The following is a 19,136-nucleotide window of genomic DNA, read 5'->3' as shown; positions in this document are numbered from 1 at the left end:
AAAATCTTTGACAAAGTTTTAAAGTTATCCGCTTCAATTTTGAGGCGGATTTTTCATTTTCGTCCGAACTAAACCCGCTCGAGTTGTCTAATATCAACAATTTTTTAATGAATCCGAAGGATTCAACAATAATGGGCGTGGATGAAATTCATTGAAATAATTGTTCGTTTTTAAATGATCCGTCTTTGCGAACGAGGCACAAATTATCCTCACAAATTCAAACGGGAAAATACGTTTTTGACAAATGTCAAAGGATTCGCCATACGATAGCCGCAACTTTGTACCCTCACAAACAAATAGAGAAATGAAAACCTTTAAAAATAATTTCGTGAAAATTTTGGTCTTTTTACCCGTGGCTTTTTCGGCCCAACAAGCGCCAACTTTGCAGGAAATAATAGACAGTGCTTTGGTGAATGACGGAACTTTAACCCAACAAAATCTGGAAAATAAATACACCAAACTCGATGATCAAAAACTCAAAGACGTTTTTCTTCCGAAAGTTGAGATTTCTGGAAAAGCCGGTTATTTATTTACTTCCGCACATTTGCAATCTTCAGAAATTAATCTTCCCGCACTTCCGCCGATTTTTCCAGGTGCGACGATTCCAGAAGGTCAACTTTCCAATAATCTGAATATTTCCGGGATTTCTGCCATGGCAAAAGCCGAAGCGAGTATTTTGCTTTATTCTGGTGGAAAAGTAAAATATTTGAAGGAAGCTAACCGAGAAAAAAATATTGCGGAAAATTTACTGATGCAGAAAACCCGTGACGAAGTCATAACCGAGGTTTCAAAAGCTTATGATCAGATGGCTTTGGTTCTGGAATCCAAAAATGTCTTGGACGAATCTAAAAAACGTTTAGATATTAATCGAAAAACGGCTGATAAAGCTTTAGGTTACGGATTAATCACTCCTTACGACCATAAAAAAATAGAATTGGCGCAAGCAAATTTAGATTCTAAATTAGTGGAGTATGAAGGGAAAAAAGAACTTCTGATCACTCAAATTTATCTTTTAACCGGAATTGAGCGGGAAAGAATCGCTTTAATTCAACCGCAACTTCAAACAATTTCTTACGAAGTTTTAGATCAAAATATTGAAAATAGAGTAGAGCTTCAAGCCTTAGATCACGGAATTAAAGCCACCGATTATAAAATTAAAGCCGAGGAAAGATGGTGGGTTCCGAAAGTTCAGGCCCAAACTTCGGTGAGTTATTTCGGTCTTTTTAACAATACTATTTCCACTTCAAAAGAATTATTGCCAAACTCTGGAAAAAAATTGGATTTCAATCCCTCAAATTTAAATATTCTCCCAATTGTTCAAGCCGGAGTCGGTTTTAAATGGGATGTTTTTGATGGAAATGAAGGAAAACACCAAGTGGAAAAAGCCAAAATTGAAAAAGAAATATTAGAAAATAAAAAGCGCGATGCTTCCAAAAAACTGAATCTCAATTTAGCCAATAATCAAACCAATTATAACATTGCAAATGCGCAGATCAAATTAAAAGAAAAATCTCGGGAAATTGCTAGACAGGGTTTAGAACAGGTTGAAAAAGAATTCCGATATGGAACCAAAACTTCTTCTGCTTTGATTGATGCGGAAAATGATGTCGAAAGTGCCGAACTCGAAGTTCAAAATGCCATTTTTAATCAAAGAAGAAGCGCTATTGAACTCATGAAATCCACGCAGAATTTGCAGATTGAAAAACTTTAAATCAAAGTGGACAGACTTAAAGGTAATAGATAGAAGACGGAAGGAGATTTCTGCAACAAACGAACAAGCAAACAAACAACATGAAAAATACAGTATTAAAATCTTTAGCCTTGATAAGCATCATCACCCTTTCTGGCTGTAAAGAATCAAAACCGGAAAGAGAAATTGTCGGAAAAACGAAAAAAGAAGTGATTTCTTTTTCTCCAAAATTAACGGGAAGAATCTTAAAAATTTATGTAGAAGAAGGACAATCCGTAAAAGTGGGCGATACGCTTGCAATGCTGGATATTCCAGAAGTTTCTGCAAAAATTGCGCAGGCAAAAGGCGCAACTTCTTCTGCAAGAGCACAAGTTCAAATGGCGAAAAACGGGGCGACTCCAGATCAGCTTCGTCAGTTGAATGGGAAACAAAAAGGATTGCAGCAGCAATATCAATATGCACAAAAATCCTTTAGCCGTGCAAAAAATATGTATCGCGACAGTTTACTTTCGCCCCAAAATTACGATGAATATTTTGCAAAATATCAAGGTGCAAGAGCGCAATTAGATGCCGTAAATGCAGAACTTCATGATGTGCAATCCGGAACGCGATTCGAGAAAATAGAAATGGCTCAAGGTCAGCAAAATCAAGCGATGGGCGCTTTGCAGGAAGCGAATGTGGCGTATTCTGAAAGATATGTGATTGCTACTAATGACATGGAAATTGAGACAATTGCCTTGAATAAAGGAGAATTGGCAACTGCAGGTTATCCTTTGTTTACAGGTTATATTCCTTCAACTTCTTATTTCCGTTTTACCATTCCGGAAAGTAAAATAGCAAAATATCAGAAAGGAATGACCGTGAAAATGCTTGTAAATTATTCCAAAAAAGAATTTACCGGAAAAATTATTGCCATCAAACAATTGGCAAAATATGCCGATATCACCACTGCTTTTCCAGATTACGAACCAGAAGAAGCGATTTATGAAATCAAAGTCGTTCCCGAAAATCAATCAGCTGCGAAAGATATTTTGGTGAATTCCAATGTTACTTTAAAATAATCAAAACCCAATAAAATGAAACAGATTAAATATTTATTGAAAAGGGAGTTTCGATTGTTCTTTACGAACAGAACCATGTTGTCAGTTTTCTTTTTGGCGCCTATTTTTTATGCTTTGCTGATCGGATTTACGTATCAATCGGGGAAAGTCGAAAATATTCCTGTAATTGTGGTGAACCACGACAATACGCCTTTGTCCAACCAAGTGATAGAAATGTTGCAAGACAGTAAAGCTTTAAAAATCCTCAGTTATATCAACGAACCAGCCGATCTGAAAGATGAAACCATCAAAACGGAAGCTGCTGCAGTGATCGTAATTCCAGAACGTTTTGAAGCCATGATGCTGCAGAAAAAATATCCAGAGCTGAATATTTATGTGAATACTTCTAATGTTTTAACCGCGAATTTTGCGACGAAAGCCATTCAACAAACCTTGGGAACATTTTCGGCAGGCGCAGAAATTAAGTCTTTACAAAAAAAAGGCATGAACGCGGAAATGGCAAAAAGCCAGTTTGAACCGTTCAAGGCGAATTATATAACGCTTTTTAACACCACGAGTAATTACTTGATTTTTATGTGGCCTGCAATGATGGCGGTCGTTTTGCAACAGGTTATTTTATTGGCAATGGCCGTAACTTTTTCCGAAGAATTCAAAAGGGAATCGTTTCTGAAGGATTTCGCGGGAAAACACAAATATGCAGTCGTTGTGATGACGATCAAATGTTTACCGATCTGGATTTTTGCGAATTTTAATATTTTATTTTTCTATTTGTGCAGCCTTTATTTTAAAATTCCGGCACCAGAAAATGTGGGAAATTTCTTTCTTTTGACTGCCGCATTTGTCATCGCCTCTACTAATTTGGGAGTATTGGTGAGTATTTTAGTTCCAGATGCGTTGAAAGCGACTCAGATTTTAATGGTGATTGCATCGCCGGCTTTTATCATCAGTGGATTTACGTGGCCTTCTTTTGCCATGCCGGAATTCATCAAAAATTTTACGGCGATTATTCCTTTAACGCCTTATCTGGAAGCTTTGAAGATCATGTTGGTACAAAAAGGATCCGATTTTTTAACAAAGAAATATCTGCTTCATTTATTAATTTTAGGTTGGGTTTATTTTGTTTTAGCCTGGATCGCCTTGAAAATAAAAATTCATTTCCTTTTCAAAAAGTACCACATTTCACAAAAAATTGAACAGGAAAATTTGGCAAGAGTGATTTCTTCGGAAGAATAAATTTTTTGAGATATAACAGTTTTCATACTGTTTGTTTGGTGGAGCGTCTGAACTTTGGTTTAGGCGTTTTTTTTTGGGGAGTTTTGAAAAACCTGCAGCTCTTTATCCAATCCTTCAAGGATTTTAAATCCTTGAAGGATTATGGATTTCGCTTCTGGAAAATAGGGGTCGTCAAATTAAAAGCTTGATATGAAACATTTCTTTTTAAAAATTACTGGAATAAAACTTTGCTCTTTGTTAAGTGTCACGGCTTTGTTTCTATTTTCTATTTTTTAAAGGAATCAACGAAACTTCGGTTTGCGTTCGTAATTCTATCCACCAAAACAGAAGGAACCTTGCGTTTGACCAATTTAGATTTGGCAGTGAATTCAAAGCATAATCTGTCTTATCTCCACCTTCTTTTCATTATTTTTGTAAAAAAAATACCTTGAAACTTCTCGACCAAATTTCTAAATACATCCAGATCGATTCCGAAACTGCGCTTTTTTTCCAAACAGAAACCCAGACGAAAACTTTTGCAAAAGGAGAATTGTTGAGCCAGCAAAATACGCATAATCGGAATGTTTACTTTATGGAGGAAGGTTTGGCGCGGACTTTCTACTTTGAAAAAGGAAAAGATATTACCACCAATTTTTATTCTGAAGGAAAATATTTCGGCAGCATTGACACCATTTTCAGCAATGTTTCCTCCATCTACACCATTGAAACTTTAGAAGAAAGCACCATTACGTTTTGCGACTATAAAAAATTGGAAGATTTGTGCTCCGTTTCTTTGACATCTGCTAATTTTAGCCGATTTATTCTCGGTAATTTAGTCACGCAAATGTCGAAAAGGATGAATTCCCTGCAACACATGACGGCAAAGGAAAAGTACATTCAACTTTTAGAGGAGAATCCAAATATTATTCTTCGCGCACCTTTGGGGATGATCGCGACTTATCTGGGAATTTCCCAAGAGACTTTGAGTCGCATTCGCAGCGAAATTTGAATGGTTCATGTTACTGGAATTAACTCTATTTTTGTTGTATAAAACTAAAATCATGCAAGACGTATTCAATTCCAAAGAGGCCCAAACCTACATTGATCGGATCAACAAATTAACCGCAGATTCGCCAAGATTATGGGGTAAAATGAGTGTTGATAAATTGTTATCTCACCTGAATGTTGGTTATGAAGCCATGTACGAACCAGAAAAATTAAGGAAACCCAACTTTATTTCTTCTTTTTTAATGAAAACTTTTGTGAAGTCCAAAGTCACCAATGAAACTCCGTACAAAAGAAATCTCCCTACCGCACCAATGTTTTTGGTACAATATGAAAAAGATTTTGAAGAAGAAAAGAAAAGATTAATTGGCTTTATTCAAAAAACCCAGCAATTAGGCAGAGAAGCCTTTGACGGCAAAGAATCTTTTTCTTTCGGAAAATTGACTGCCCAAGAATGGAACAATATGATGGCAAAACATCTCAACCATCATTTGGAACAATTTGGAGTTTAATCTAACTTGAAAAACACTTTATCATGAAAAACCTTTTACTCATTGCGCTTTTTGCAAGCAGTTTCATCGCGGCGCAAATGCCAAATATTTCCGAAGTCTGGCAGAATAATTCCAAGCCATATGTTGGAACCATCGGGAACACGACAAAAGAAGAATTAAAGTTTAAAGTCAATATTTCTGAACTCAATAAGAAGAACGATCAAGAATATTTTCTAGCCGGTAATTCTGTGGTAGACAAAACGAGTACCAAGTTCGAAGGGAAACTTACCATCACAAAATACAAAGACGGCAAGAAACGGAGTTCCGTATATGGCGATTATCAATTTGCGGAGGAACCGATGGGAAAACATTCGGGTATTTTTAAGGGAAAATTCGTTTACACTTTCATTTGGAACAAAAATACGCAGAGAATTGATCAACAATACATCGCTTTTATTGGAGATTGGAAAAGTTATGATGGTACATTGACCTATAAAACCATTTGGAAAAACTGAATTTTAAAACGCAATTAGCTTACCTCTTAAAACTTTAAATGGCAACAATTAATCCCTACCTTATGTTTAATGGCAACTGCAAAGAAGCTTTTGAATTTTATAAAGAAGCCTTCGGAAAAGAATTTGCAGAAATCACTCATTTCGGCGATATGGCCGCACAAGAAGGTAGTCCCGAATTAACCGAAGCGCAAAAAAAAATGGTCATGCACGTAAGAATGCCCATTTCTGAGGAGACCGTTTTGTACGGCAGTGACATTTTCCCGGGAACTCCAGGTTTCACAGTGGGAGACAATTTTTCCGTTTCCATCAGCACCGATTCTCGCGAAGAAACCGACAATTTATTTACAAAATTATCTGCCGGTGGTAATGTCACGATGCCTTTGGCAGACACATTTTGGGGCGCTTATTTTGGCATGTGGCGAGACAAATTTGGCATTGATTGGATGGTAAATTTTGATGATCCTTTCCAAGTTCAACCGCATTAATATTTTTAGGAGCAAGATGATTTGTGCTTCTTTGAAAAAACGGTCACGCTGTTCACTATATCTTTTTCTCCCGATTTCATCGGGAAGAAAAAGGATGCCGTTTCCATCGCGGCTAGAATTTCTGGAAGTTTCTCTTTAGAAAAAGAGCAGGATTAAGTCCATAAAAAAAAGCGCAGAAATTATTCTGCGCTTTCCTATTTTAAAACTTGAATTTTTTAAATGTTTGGATTTTCTAAAATTACGGCATAACCTTGCCCAACTCCAATACACATCGTCGCCAATGCATATTTTTTTCCACATTTATTGAGTTCCAAAGCGGCAGAATACGTAATTCTGGTTCCACTCATTCCAAGTGGGTGACCCAAAGCAATAGCACCACCATTAATGTTGACTCTCGGATCATCATTTGCAATTCCGAGTTCCTTTAAACACGCAATACTTTGCGCTGCAAAAGCTTCATTCAACTCGATTATATCAATCTGATCTAATGTTAAACCTGCTCTTTTCAAAGCTAATTTCGTAGCTTCCACTGGTCCAATTCCCATTATTCTGGGCTCAACACCCACCACAGCGGAACACACAATTTTTGCCAGTGGTTTTAGATTGTAATTTTTTATCGCATCTTCCGAGGCGATAATGACCGCCGCCGCTCCGTCATTCAATCCAGAAGCATTTCCCGCTGTTACTGAACCATTTTCCTTTACGAACGCGGGGCGTAGTTTTCCTAAAACTTCTAAGGTTGAGTTCGGTTTGATGAATTCATCCTGATTGATAGTGATTGGATCGCCTTTTCTTTGTGGAATATTAACATCAGAAATTTCTTCGGCTAATCTGCCATTTTCTTGCGCTTTCGAGGCTTTTATTTGAGAATTTAAAGCAAACTTATCTTGTTCTTTACGCGAAATAGAATACATTTCTGCCAAGTTTTCTGCGGTTTTTCCCATCGCATCAATTCCGTACATTTTTTCCATGGCTGGATTGATAAAACGCCATCCAAAGCTGGAATCATACATTTTTGAATCTGTTCCGAATGCAGAATCAGATTTAGAAATAACATAAGGCGCTCTGGACATTCCTTCTACACCGCCCGCAATAAATAAATCACCTTCTTCCGCTTTAATTGCGCGCATTGCCTGAACAATGGAACTCATTCCAGAAGCACACAATCTGTTCACGGTTTCTCCGGGTACATTCACCGGAATTCCAGCCAAAAGCAAAGACATTCTTGCAATGTTTCTATTGTCTTCTCCCGCTTGATTGGCACAACCGATAATCACATCATCAATTTTATCTAGCGGTAAACCTGGATTTTTCTCGATTAAACTTTTCAGTACAGATGCCATTAGATCATCCGGACGAATTGCCGCCAAACTGCCTTTAAAATTACCAATTGCGGATCTAGTTCCGTCAATAATATATGCGTCTTTCATTTTCTATTTTTTTCGAAATGTAAAACTAATCAATTTTGTGATTCTAAATTTTACTTTAATTAACTTCTACTCTTTTAACCAATATTTTAACCATGCTGCTGAAAAATAAAATTCCAGCGGCTGCTAATGCAGAAATATAAATTTCTGAACTGATTTCTTTATTGGCCACAGCAATTGCAATAAGCGCCCAAACTGCAACCAAGGCGAATACGGGAGCATTCTTTTTCCACGTCATGAATAAATGAATAACAGAAGCGATTATTATTAAAATGAGTGTCCAATTTACTTCAGAAATTCCAAAGCGTGTCCACTCCATCTTTGTTAACCAGGCGGCAGTAGCTGCAATTAATGCTACACTGACCCAACCTGCATAAATCTGAAACGGGATTCTAATGAACCATCTTTCTGCAATTCCATTGTTGTATTTTAAAGCTTCTAAAAGAATCATCAGTAAAGAAATGATAGAAACAACCAAAACAAGGACAGAAATTCCCGTATACCCGTAAAGCCAAGTCACAATCCAGCCACAGTTCGCGATACAAGAAATCACAAACCACCATCCAATTTTTTCTACCAATTCATCTGAATCATCATTTTCAGGCTTGAATAAACTTCGCCCTGTATAAATGACAAACCCGAGCATCAATAAGTAAATTATTCCCCAGATGGAAAATGCATAACCCGCAGGAGTAAATAAATTGTCATATTCATCGGAAACATTGCCGATGGTTTTACCGTTAAATATCCCCGTGTTGCTCAGATAATTAAACACGATAGTGAAAACGAGAAAAAATCCGTTTGCAATTTGTAAGGTTTTCTTCATGGGTTGGGTTTTTTTGAATTTATAATATAATTTCTCTTCTAAATTAATAAAATTTGAACAGCTCAAATTTTTACTTGGTTTCAAAATCTTCTTTTCACATTTATTTTGCGGTTCTCCACCATTTTTCATAAACCTTCAAATCATCTTCCCAAAAGATTTTCTCTCCAATTTTTGGCGTAATAACTCTTAGTTTTTCAGGATTATTTATGATCGAAATTTTTTCCAAAGGTTCTTTCCAATCATGTAAAGCCAATGCAAATTTTGAATTATGCACCGGAATAATTCTCTTCGCCTTAAGGTTTTGGGCAGCAATTAAAAATTCTTCTGGTATCAAGTGGATAAAGGGCCAATCTTTATTGTACTGACCATTTTCTAGTATTGCCAAATCTAATACGCCATGTTTTTTTCCAATATTTTCGAAATGGTCATCAAATCCAGAATCGCCGCCAATGTAAATCTTTCTCTTTGGTGTTTCGAAAACAAAACTCGCCCATATGGCTTTATTTTTTCCTAACGTTCGTCCAGAAAAATGACGTGTGGGTTCTCCATAAATTTTAAAGCCATTTCCCAAGTCGGAATTTTCATTCCAATCCAATTCAATAATTTTGGAAGGATCATATTTCCAATATTCTAAATGTTCTGCAGTTCCCAATCCCGTGATCACCGTTTTTACTTTCGATTTCAGTTGTGTCACCGTTTCATAATCTAAATGATCCCAATGATCGTGAGTAATGACCAAATAATCAAGTTCAGGAATATCATCGGTTGTGTACAAATCTGCACCGTCAAAAGCTTTGGTAGTAAAAGTTACAGGAGATGCATTGCCACTAAAAACAGGATCAACCAATATTTTTTTTCCTTCAATCTGGAGGAAATAAGAGGAATGTCCCATCCAAACATAAATGTTTTCGCCTGTATTCAAATTCTTCAAATCAGTTTTACTGAAATGAAAACTTTCAGTGGGGATTAAATTTTTACTTTTCCCGAAAACAAAATCCCAAATGGCTTTCGGGACAAAAGTATCTTCTGAAAATTGTGGTGTCAAGTTTAAATTCTGAAACTGACCATCTCGATAATTTGGGGAGTTTTTAATTCGCTCTAATCGCTTTCCAGAAGGTGCTTTACCAAATTTTGGATGTTGAAGAAAAAGAAATACCGCCAATACTATTGCGACTAGGAAGGGGAAAATGATAATCATTGGTTTCAACGGAAATGATTTTTTGGTGGGTCGTTTTTTAATCGTTGCATTCTTTTCAAAAATCATGCTGAATACAGTGAATTCAATAGAATGCATAAATCTTAAGACAAAAAAAACGGAGTTTGAAGTCCGTTTTGATTTTGTAAAATTGAAATGTTGTTAAGTCGTTTTATCTACTTCTAAGTTTCTATTCTGTATTTTTTTAAAGGTATATGCACTCATTAAAATACTAAATTCATAGAGCAAAAGTAAAGGAATTGCGGCCATCATCATACTCAAAACATCGGCCGGAGTTATAATTGCAGCAACTACCATAATCAATACAATTGCGTGTCGGCGGTAGGTTCGCATAAATATCGGCGTCAAAATTCCAATTGATGTCAAGAAGTAAACAATAACAGGAAAAAGAAAAACCACACCCATTCCTAAAACAATTTGCAGGAAAAGAGCAGTGTAATCACTCAAATCAAAAAGTTGCGTAATGGAATCTGAAATGGTAAAAAGCAACCCGAAATTAATCGCAAAAGGCAGAATTAAAAAGTATCCACAAAGAATTCCCATGAGGAATAAAATCCACACAAAATTGATTAAAAATACAGAGTTTTTTCTTTCTTTTGGATGCAACGCGGGGGAAATAAATCGCCATAATTCCCACACAATGTAGGGAAAAGCTAAAACCAATCCGCCAAAGACAGATACTGCCATCATAACATTAAACTGCTGAAATAATTTCTTTTGTTGTACTGCAAAAGTGGAAGGCAAAGTAATACTGTCATGCCCCAAAAATTCTCTGGAATAATGATTCACCACCCGAAAGGTGAAAAAATCATTTCTGGTTGGTCCAAAAAATACATTGTCCATAATCCAATTTACATTGAATCCAACTACAATTCCACCGACAATGATGGCGAGAACAGCTCTAATTAAGTGACCTCTTAATTCACCAATGTGCCCCCAAAACGACATTTCCTTTTCTACGCCCACGAATATATTTTTATAATTAAATGTTCTTTTTATTAGAATTTTCCAAAGGTGCGAAATTACTGATTTATCTCAATAGATAAAGATATCTAAAACTTTATTTTCGCGCTTATTTTTTAATTGATGCCTTCGTCTAAAAGACGGTGAATGTCTAAAATTCCAAAATATTTTCCCTCTTCGGTCACGATTAACTGACCAATATTTCTCTCCTTTAAAATAACCATGGCTTCACGTGCCAAGGAATTTTTGTCAATATTTTTCGGATTTTTACTCATAATATCAAGGGCGGTTAATGTTGACAAATCTTGTTCACTCAATAACATTCTACGTAAATCACCATCTGTAATGACGCCCACAATTTCTTCATTATTCGTTACGACCGTTATTCCATGAGAGGAAGCACTGATAGAAATAATAATTTCACGGATTCCTGCATCTTCTTTTACTTGAGGTTTTTGCGAAGAGAGAAATTGTTCCACTTTCGCCGTCAAATTTTTACCTAAACTACCGCCGGGATGAAATTTCGCAAAATCATTTTCCTTAAACCCATTTAATTCCATGAGGCAAACCGCCAAAGCATCACCAATCGCCATTTGAACGGTAGTAGAACTTGTGGGAGCTAATTTGATGGGACAAGCTTCTTTCGAAACCGAAGAATCTAAAACAACGGCGGAAAATTCTGCTAATTTGCTGTTCAAATTTCCCGTCATCCCGATTAACGCTGCGGAATAATCCTTTAAAAATGGAAGTAAAGTCACAATCTCCGGAGAGTTTCCAGAATTAGAAATACAGAGCACTACATCCGTTTTTTGAATGACTCCTAAATCACCGTGAATTGCTTCGGAAGCATGTAAAAATTGAGAAGGAGTTCCCGTAGAATTCAGCGTGGCCACAATTTTATTTCCTACATGTGCAGATTTACCAATTCCTACAATGATCAATTTTCCTTTCGCTGAGTTAATGATTTCTACTGCATTTAAAAAGTCGTCATTCAAGCGGTCTTTCAAGTGTTCTAATTCGGAAATTTCTATCGAAAGCGCATTTTTTGCAAGATGCAGAATTTCAGGACGATTCATAGCAGAAGTATTGGTTAATGTTTTATACGACATAAAATACAATAAAGTTTTTAAAAGTCGTTCTCATTTAGAAAATCAAATATTTTTATTTCAATAATAATTTTTTAACTTTGAGTAATATGCAAATTTAGCAAACAAATCAAGATGAATTGCGCGGTCATAAAATTTACTTTAAAGTAGATTGTTTTTAGACCAAATTTATTCTTGATAACAAATTGAATTACAAAATGGAATCAAAAAACGTCGATTTACCAAAAGAACTGCTTAAGTATTTCGGCTTCTCTAAATTTAAAGGTTATCAGCAAGAAATCATAAAAAACTTGTTGGATGGCGAAGATGTATTTGTTTTGATGCCAACTGGCGGAGGAAAATCACTTTGCTATCAACTTCCTGCATTGATTTCGGAGGGAACCGCGATTGTGGTTTCACCTTTAATTGCGCTGATGAAAAATCAAGTGGATGCGGTGAATGGACTTTCTTCTGATATTGGTGTAGCACACGTACTCAATTCTTCCTTAAATAAAACCCAAACCAAACAAGTTTTTGATGATATACGGGCTGGAAGAACTAAACTTTTATACGTAGCCCCAGAATCTTTAATCAAAGAAGAATATCTAGAGTTTTTAAGAGAAGTAAAAATATCTTTCGTGGCCATCGATGAGGCACACTGTATTTCGGAATGGGGACATGATTTTCGTCCAGAATACCGTAATTTAAAACACATCATTGACAAGATTGCAGATGTTCCCGTAATTGCTTTAACTGCAACTGCAACACCGAAAGTACAAGACGATATTCAGAAAACATTGGGCATGACGAATGCCATTTTTTATAAAGAAAGTTTCAATCGTCCGAACCTCTTTTACGAAGTTCGTCCAAAAGTGAATATTGACCGAGAAATTGTAAAATTTATTAATGGTCACAAAGGGAAATCTGGAATTGTCTATTGTTTGAGTCGCAGAAAAGTAGAGGAATTTGCCCAGCTTTTACAAGTTAATGGCGTCAATGCACTTCCTTATCACGCTGGTTTGGATCAAAAGACACGCGTGATGAATCAGGATAAATTTCTGATGGAGGAAGCGGATGTGATTGTTGCAACCATCGCATTCGGAATGGGAATCGATAAGCCAGATGTACGATTTGTAATTCATTATGACATCCCAAAATCGTTGGAAAGTTATTATCAGGAAACGGGTAGAGCCGGACGAGATGGAGGAGAAGGGATTTGCTTGGCATTTTATGATCCAAAAGATATTGAAAAACTGGAAAAATTTCTAGCTCAAAAGCCAGTTTCAGAACGAGAAATCGGTTTGCAATTATTGAATGAAGTCGTTGGCTACGTAGAAACTTCCATGAGTCGCAGGCAATATATCTTATATTATTTTGGGGAGCAATTTGATCCAGAAACCGGAGATGGAGCGAAAATGTGCGACAATTCTATAAATCCTCCAGTGTTGAAAGACGCAACCAAAGAATTGAAAATTGTACTTGGTTTGGTGAAAGATTTAGAAGAAAAATTCCGGACGAAGGATTTGATTTCTGTAATCATGGGTAAAGAAAATTCCGTAACCAAATCTTATAAATTAGAAAACTCCAAGCATTTCGGGATTGGTAAAACTGAATCGGAAAATTTTTGGAAATCTATTGTCAGACAAGCTACCGTTCAAAATTACATTGAGAAAGACATTGAGACGTACGGTATTTTAAAAGTCACCGAAAAAGGATTGAAAGTGATTGCGGGAAAAGATAAGGAACCATTTATTATTGCTGAAGACCGTCAATATGATTTAGCGCAAACCAAGGCAGATTCAGATCAAATTCAAGTTCAGCAGAATAGTGGAATGGATGAAAAGTTATTTGCGCAATTAAAAGAACTCAGAAAAAAAGTTGCCAAGAAACAGGGCGTTCCTCCATACACTGTTTTTATGGATCCAAGTTTGGAAGATATGACGGTTCAATACCCCATTTCCATTGAAGAAATAGGGAAGACGTATGGTGTTGGTGAAGGAAAAGCTAAAAAATTCGGGAAAGATTTTGCTGATTTCATTAAGAAATACGTGGAAGAAAATGAGATCGAAAGAACTCAGGATATGGTGGTGAAGCAGGTTGCAAACAAATCGTCGCACAAAGTTTTCATCATTCAGAGTACCGATAAGAAAATTGACCTAGAAGATATTGCAAAAGCAAAAAATCTTTCTATGGATGATTTACTAAAGGAAATGGAACGGATTGTTTATCAGGGAACAAAGCTGAATATCGATTATTACGTGGATGAAAATTTTGATGAAGATGTGGTCGAAGAATTCATGGAATTTATGGGCGGAAGTGAAAGCGACAGTATGAAAGTGCTTTTGGGTGAATTTGGCGATGATTTAAGTGACGAAGAAGTACGAATGTTGCGGATCAAGTTTATTTCAGATGTTGCGAATTAAAAATTTTAATCATGGAAAATCCAATTTTAGATTTGAAAAAAGAACTCATTCAGTGGGTAAATCTACTTGATGATCTGGATGTTTTGTCTAATTTAAAAGAATTGAAAGATAAAGATCGATCGATTCCTTTACTTCTAAGATCTTCCGCGGAAAATTCGGTAAAAACTGATTTTGATGAACAGTTCGCGGCCGGAATGACTGGCGACGAATTATTGGAAAATATTGCGGCACATATGGAAACAATGGCATCGGAAGAACATTCCGCCGTGGTTTCTGACACGAAATCTGAATACGCTGTAAAAGTTGATTTTGATGAAAGATTTGCGAAAGGTTTGACTCCAGCAGAATCCAGGAAGAGAACTCGCGAATTTATATCCAGTTTACCTTGGAAGAAATAATTATTTTTTCCGAAGAATTTCATCAATCCATCGAAGATTTAGTTCTGATTTTATTTGTGAAAAATTATTTTGGCTTCGAGGTTGATTGTCAAAATTATGGAGATCGGATTTATGATTTCGTGTTACAAAGTATAAGTTTACCAATTTCCAAAAATTGCCCGGAAAAATTCCAAAAATACGGCAAGAAATTTGTCAAATATCAGGCGAACAAAAGAACTACATGGTACATTTTTTTCGACCAAAAACACAATCAATTTTTGATTAATCACATTCTAAATAACCATTCCCAAAACTTTCCCGAACTATTATAAATTCGCATTGAATCTTGTGAAGGTTCCAAAGCTTGACAAAGTTTTTTTTAAAAAGCATGAAAAAAATCACCATTTTATTTATTCTTCCCGATTTAGAAACTGGCGGTGCCGAAAGAATCGTTACCACAATTGCGAATCATTTGCCGCGCTCAATGTTTGAACCCAAAATTATGCTTTTGCGCAAAGAAGGTGGTTATCTGGAATTTCTAAAAGAGGATGTGGAGATCATCGATCTAAAAACGCCTAGAATTCGCCATTCAATAGTGCCAATTTTAAAGGAAATCCGCAAAAGAAATCCTGATATTGTTTTCAGTGGTTTCGGAGAAGTTAATGCATATTTGGCTTTATTCATCAAGTTTTTTCCGAAAATTAAATTCATTGCCAGGGAAACGAATGTTGTTTCTCAACACGTTACCCGAAAGGAAATCCGATTTTTTTATAGATTTTACAATAATTACGACAAAATTATTTGTCAAAGTGATGATATGCAAAATGATCTTATTGAAAATTTCAAAATTAAAAAAGAGAAATTAATCAAAATAAATAATCCTGTTGATTTTGAATTTATTGAAGAAAAATTGGCTATGTCCGAAAAGCCCGAAAGCTTTAAAGGTGATTTTAAAAATATCGTCGCCATTGGTAATCTGTCTTCCAGAAAGGGTTTTGATAATTTATTGAAAGTTTTCTGTCATTTAAAAAATGAAAAAGTCCTGCTTCATATTTTAGGAGATGGAAAAGATAAAGAATTGTTGCATCAAATGAAATCCGATTTAGGTTTAGAAAATATTATCTTTCACGGACCGCAAAAAAATCCTTATCAGTTTTTAAAATTTGCAGATTTATTTACTCTATCCTCTCGTTACGAAGGTTTCCCGAATGTTTTGTTGGAAGCCGGCGCTTGCGGAATTTATTCTTTGGCCAATAATTGCAAAGGTGGAATTTCAGAAATTATTCAACCTGGAATTAATGGGGAAATTGCTCATATCGAAAACCATAAAGAATTTGCTGGTAAAATATTGAGTATGATTAATGAAACTCACGATAAGGTTGCAACTAGAAATTCTATTTCTTCTCGATTTTCTAAAAATTTTATTTTGGGAAAATACGAAGATGTTTTCTTGGAAATAGGCAATCAACCCTTTCAGCCTTCAAAAGGCTGAAAGGGTTTTTATAATTTCCTTCAAGCAAAAATTTCCGAGCCCTCATTTCAAGGAAATTCAATTTTTTTTATTCAATTGTGATTTAAATCATAATAAAATTTTATTTTTTGTAAACTTTTTCAGTTTCTAAAATATTTAATTTATTAACAATCAAGTGTTTAAAGTAAAATATTTGTGAACATTTTTTTATTAAAAGATACTTCTGTACATTTATTTCGTCAAAAAAAATAATTATGGAAGCAATACTCTCAGCAAAAAAAACAAAAACGTATTCTTACGAGGAAGCAATTCAATCTTCTCTACAATATTTCGAAGGTGATGATTTAGCCGCCAAAGTTTGGGTGAGCAAGTATGCCTTAAAAGATTCAGAAGGCAATATTTACGAACAAAATCCGGACGATATGCATCGTAGAATCGCCTCGGAAATTGCCAGAGTAGAAGCGAAATATCCGAATGCACTTTCTGAGCAAAAGGTTTTTGATCTCATTAAAAAATTTAAATATATTATTCCCCAAGGAAGTCCCATGACGGGAATTGGGAATAATTTCCAAATTGCTTCGCTATCTAACTGTTTTGTAATTGGCAGCGGAACGCAAAGTGATTCTTACGGAAGCATTATGAAAATTGATGAAGAACAGGTTCAGTTGATGAAACGCCGTGGTGGAGTTGGACACGACTTATCACACATTCGTCCGAAAGGTTCTGCGGTAAAAAATTCTGCACTCACTTCAACGGGTTTGGTTCCGTTTATGGAACGATATTCCAACTCAACGCGGGAAGTTGCGCAAGATGGAAGAAGAGGCGCTTTGATGCTTTCTGTGTCGGTAAATCATCCCGATTCCGAAGATTTTGTAGATGCAAAACTGGAGCAGGGAAAAATTACGGGTGCGAATATTTCCGTAAGAATTGATGATGATTTTATGAAAGCCGTTGTTGGAAAAGAAAATTATATTAAGAAATATCCGATTCATAGCAAGAATCCGAAATTTCAAAAGGAAATAAAGGCGACCGATCTTTGGGATAAAATTATTCACAACGCCTGGAAATCTGCCGAACCGGGAATTCTTTTCTGGGATACCATTATTAATGAATCTTTACCAGATTGTTATTCAGATCTCGGCTACGAAACAGTTTCTACAAATCCCTGTGGCGAGATTCCTTTGTGTCCTTACGATTCTTGCCGATTGTTGGCGGTAAATCTTTTCTCTTATGTCGAAGATCCGTTCACGAAAAAAGTGACATTTAATTTTGAATTATTCAAAGAGCATGTTGGTTATGCCCAAAGAATGATGGATGATATCATCGATCTGGAAATTGAAAAAATTGATGCGATTCTTCTGAAAATTGAATCCGATCCAGAAGGAGAAGAGATCAAAGCGACCGAGAAGAATCTTTGGACAAAAATTCGTCATAAAACAATTGAAGGCAGAAGAACCGGCGTTGGAATTACGGCGGAAGGAGATCTATTGGCTGCTTTAGGTATCCAATATGGAAGCAAAGAAGGCAACGAATTCTCAACTTTGGTTCATAAAACTTTGGCTTTGGCTGCTTATCGTTCGTCAGTAGAAATGGCGAAAGAAAGAGGCGCGTTCGCAATTTATGATGCAAAAAGAGAAGCGAAGAATCCTTTTATTTTAAGACTAAAAGAAGCAGATCCGGAATTGCATGAAGATCTGAAAAAATACGGACGGCGTAATATTGCTTTGCTGACAATCGCTCCAACTGGAAGTACGTCTTTAATGTCGCAAACCTCGTCTGGAATTGAACCTGTCTTTATGCCGGTGTATAAAAGACGCAGAAAAGTGAATCCAAATGATCAGGATATTCGGGTGGATTTTGTGGATGAAGTTGGCGATTCTTGGGAAGAATATTTGGTTTTCCACCACCGTTTTAAAGAATGGATGGAAGTTCAGGGAATCGACACCGACAAAAATTATTCGCAAGAGGAATTGAATAAAATTATTGAGCAATCGCCGTATTACAAAGCGACTTCCAATGATGTGGACTGGTTGAGCAAAGTAGAAATGCAGGGTTCTATTCAGAAATGGGTGGATCATTCGATTTCGGTGACGATTAATGTTCCGAATGACGCGACGGAAGAATTGGTGAATCAACTCTACATCAAAGCGTGGGAAGTTGGTTGCAAAGGCGTGACGGTTTATCGCGACGGTTCTCGTTCCGGAGTTTTGATTTCTGCAGAGGAGAAAAAAGAGGAAAAACCTGAAATGATAACGTCGGTTTTCCCGACGAAAAGACCCCTGGTTTTAGAAGCCGATGTCGTTCGTTTTCAAAATAATAAAGAAAAATGGATCGCTTTTGTTGGTCTGATTGAAGGCAAACCTTACGAGATTTTCACAGGTTTAGCCGAAGATGAAGAAGGGATTTCCGTTCCACGTTGGGTAAATGATGGCGTGATTATTAAAAATCAGGATGAGAATGGAAAATCGCGTTATGATTTCCAGTTCAAAAATCAGCGTGGTTACAAAACAACGATTGAAGGACTTTCGCATAAATTCAAACCCGAATTCTGGAATTATGCAAAATTGATTTCCGGAACCTTAAGACACGGAATGCCGATTGAAAATGCAGTAGAATTAATCAATCGTTTAGAACTCGATTCGGAATCCATCAACAACTGGAAAGCCGGAGTTGCACGAGCTTTAAAACGCTATATCGCCGATGGAACCGAAGCCGCTGGAAAATGCTCAAGTTGTGGTTCTGACCAAGTGGTTTATCAGGAAGGTTGTTTGACTTGCAAGAATTGCGGGAATAGTAAGTGTGGGTAAATTACATTTAGAAATAATAATGGGCTGTTTCATTTTTGAGACAGCCTTTTTTGTTTGCTTTTTCTAATAAATTATAATGTGA

16 protein-coding genes are annotated in these 19,136 nt (G+C 36.2%); 11 read left to right on the top strand and 5 right to left on the bottom strand.

Going from position 1 to position 19,136, the window contains the following annotated elements; translation table 11 throughout:
• Window positions 1–304: 304 nt before the first annotated feature.
• From RCH13_RS03535 to RCH13_RS03505, 7 genes are all read left to right on the top strand, one after another.
• Window positions 305–1,711, top strand: coding sequence for a TolC family protein (locus tag RCH13_RS03535; protein WP_326985830.1), 1,407 nt, complete (start codon window positions 305–307; stop codon window positions 1,709–1,711).
• A gap of 80 nt (window positions 1,712–1,791) precedes the next feature.
• Window positions 1,792–2,751 (top strand): HlyD family secretion protein, encoded by a 960-nt coding sequence (locus RCH13_RS03530; protein WP_326985829.1) that lies wholly within the window; start codon window positions 1,792–1,794, stop codon window positions 2,749–2,751.
• Between the two features lie 15 nt (window positions 2,752–2,766).
• The gene (locus RCH13_RS03525) at window positions 2,767–3,984 is read left to right on the top strand and encodes an ABC transporter permease (RefSeq protein WP_326985828.1); all 1,218 of its coding nucleotides are present in this window, start codon (window positions 2,767–2,769) and stop codon (window positions 3,982–3,984) included.
• 427 nt (window positions 3,985–4,411) lie between these two features.
• Window positions 4,412–4,972: a Crp/Fnr family transcriptional regulator gene (locus RCH13_RS03520; protein ID WP_326985827.1), complete on the top strand. Its 561-nt coding sequence runs from the start codon at window positions 4,412–4,414 to the stop codon at window positions 4,970–4,972.
• A 52-nt stretch (window positions 4,973–5,024) separates the two neighbouring features.
• Window positions 5,025–5,480, top strand: coding sequence for a DUF1569 domain-containing protein (locus tag RCH13_RS03515; RefSeq protein WP_326985826.1), 456 nt, complete (start codon window positions 5,025–5,027; stop codon window positions 5,478–5,480).
• Window positions 5,481–5,503: 23 nt separating this feature from the next.
• The gene (locus RCH13_RS03510) at window positions 5,504–5,974 is read left to right on the top strand and encodes a hypothetical protein (protein ID WP_326985825.1); all 471 of its coding nucleotides are present in this window, start codon (window positions 5,504–5,506) and stop codon (window positions 5,972–5,974) included.
• 38 nt (window positions 5,975–6,012) lie between these two features.
• Window positions 6,013–6,459 carry a VOC family protein gene (locus RCH13_RS03505; protein ID WP_326985824.1) on the top strand — a complete coding sequence of 149 codons (447 nt, stop codon included), beginning with the start codon at window positions 6,013–6,015 and terminating at the stop codon, window positions 6,457–6,459.
• Window positions 6,460–6,674: 215 nt separating this feature from the next.
• Here the strand turns inward: RCH13_RS03505 and RCH13_RS03500 are convergent, their stop codons facing one another.
• The 5 genes from RCH13_RS03500 to RCH13_RS03480 all read right to left on the bottom strand — a co-directional run bounded on the left by RCH13_RS03500 (window position 6,675) and on the right by RCH13_RS03480 (window position 11,967).
• On the bottom strand, window positions 6,675–7,889 hold the full coding sequence (locus tag RCH13_RS03500; RefSeq protein ID WP_326985823.1) for a 3-oxoadipyl-CoA thiolase: 1,215 nt from the start codon (window positions 7,887–7,889) through the stop codon (window positions 6,675–6,677).
• 55 nt (window positions 7,890–7,944) lie between these two features.
• Window positions 7,945–8,712, bottom strand: coding sequence for a tryptophan-rich sensory protein (locus tag RCH13_RS03495; protein WP_326985822.1), 768 nt, complete (start codon window positions 8,710–8,712; stop codon window positions 7,945–7,947).
• Between the two features lie 100 nt (window positions 8,713–8,812).
• Window positions 8,813–9,976, bottom strand: coding sequence for an MBL fold metallo-hydrolase (locus tag RCH13_RS03490; protein WP_326985821.1), 1,164 nt, complete (start codon window positions 9,974–9,976; stop codon window positions 8,813–8,815).
• 93 nt (window positions 9,977–10,069) lie between these two features.
• A complete protein-coding gene (tatC, locus tag RCH13_RS03485) occupies window positions 10,070–10,894 on the bottom strand; it encodes a twin-arginine translocase subunit TatC (RefSeq protein WP_326985820.1) in 825 nt (274 codons plus the stop codon).
• Window positions 10,895–11,007: 113 nt separating this feature from the next.
• Entirely contained in the window at window positions 11,008–11,967 is a 960-nt protein-coding gene (locus RCH13_RS03480; RefSeq protein ID WP_326985968.1) for a KpsF/GutQ family sugar-phosphate isomerase, read from the bottom strand.
• 227 nt (window positions 11,968–12,194) lie between these two features.
• On the opposite strand from RCH13_RS03480, the gene recQ reads away from it, so the two are divergent.
• The 4 genes from recQ to RCH13_RS03460 all read left to right on the top strand — a co-directional run bounded on the left by recQ (window position 12,195) and on the right by RCH13_RS03460 (window position 19,054).
• Window positions 12,195–14,399: a DNA helicase RecQ gene (recQ, locus tag RCH13_RS03475; RefSeq protein WP_326985819.1), complete on the top strand. Its 2,205-nt coding sequence runs from the start codon at window positions 12,195–12,197 to the stop codon at window positions 14,397–14,399.
• 11 nt (window positions 14,400–14,410) lie between these two features.
• Window positions 14,411–14,797 carry a hypothetical protein gene (locus RCH13_RS03470; protein ID WP_326985818.1) on the top strand — a complete coding sequence of 129 codons (387 nt, stop codon included), beginning with the start codon at window positions 14,411–14,413 and terminating at the stop codon, window positions 14,795–14,797.
• A gap of 367 nt (window positions 14,798–15,164) precedes the next feature.
• On the top strand, window positions 15,165–16,268 hold the full coding sequence (locus RCH13_RS03465; protein ID WP_326985817.1) for a glycosyltransferase: 1,104 nt from the start codon (window positions 15,165–15,167) through the stop codon (window positions 16,266–16,268).
• A gap of 233 nt (window positions 16,269–16,501) precedes the next feature.
• A complete protein-coding gene (locus RCH13_RS03460) occupies window positions 16,502–19,054 on the top strand; it encodes an adenosylcobalamin-dependent ribonucleoside-diphosphate reductase (RefSeq protein ID WP_326985816.1) in 2,553 nt (850 codons plus the stop codon).
• The last annotated feature ends 82 nt before the right edge of the window (window positions 19,055–19,136 follow it).

Source organism: Chryseobacterium sp. MP_3.2, from assembly GCF_035984805.1.
Classification (GTDB): Bacteria; Bacteroidota; Bacteroidia; order Flavobacteriales; family Weeksellaceae; genus Kaistella.
The sequence above is the reverse complement of the archived record's forward strand: the minus strand, read 5'-3'. Positions and strand labels throughout refer to the sequence as shown.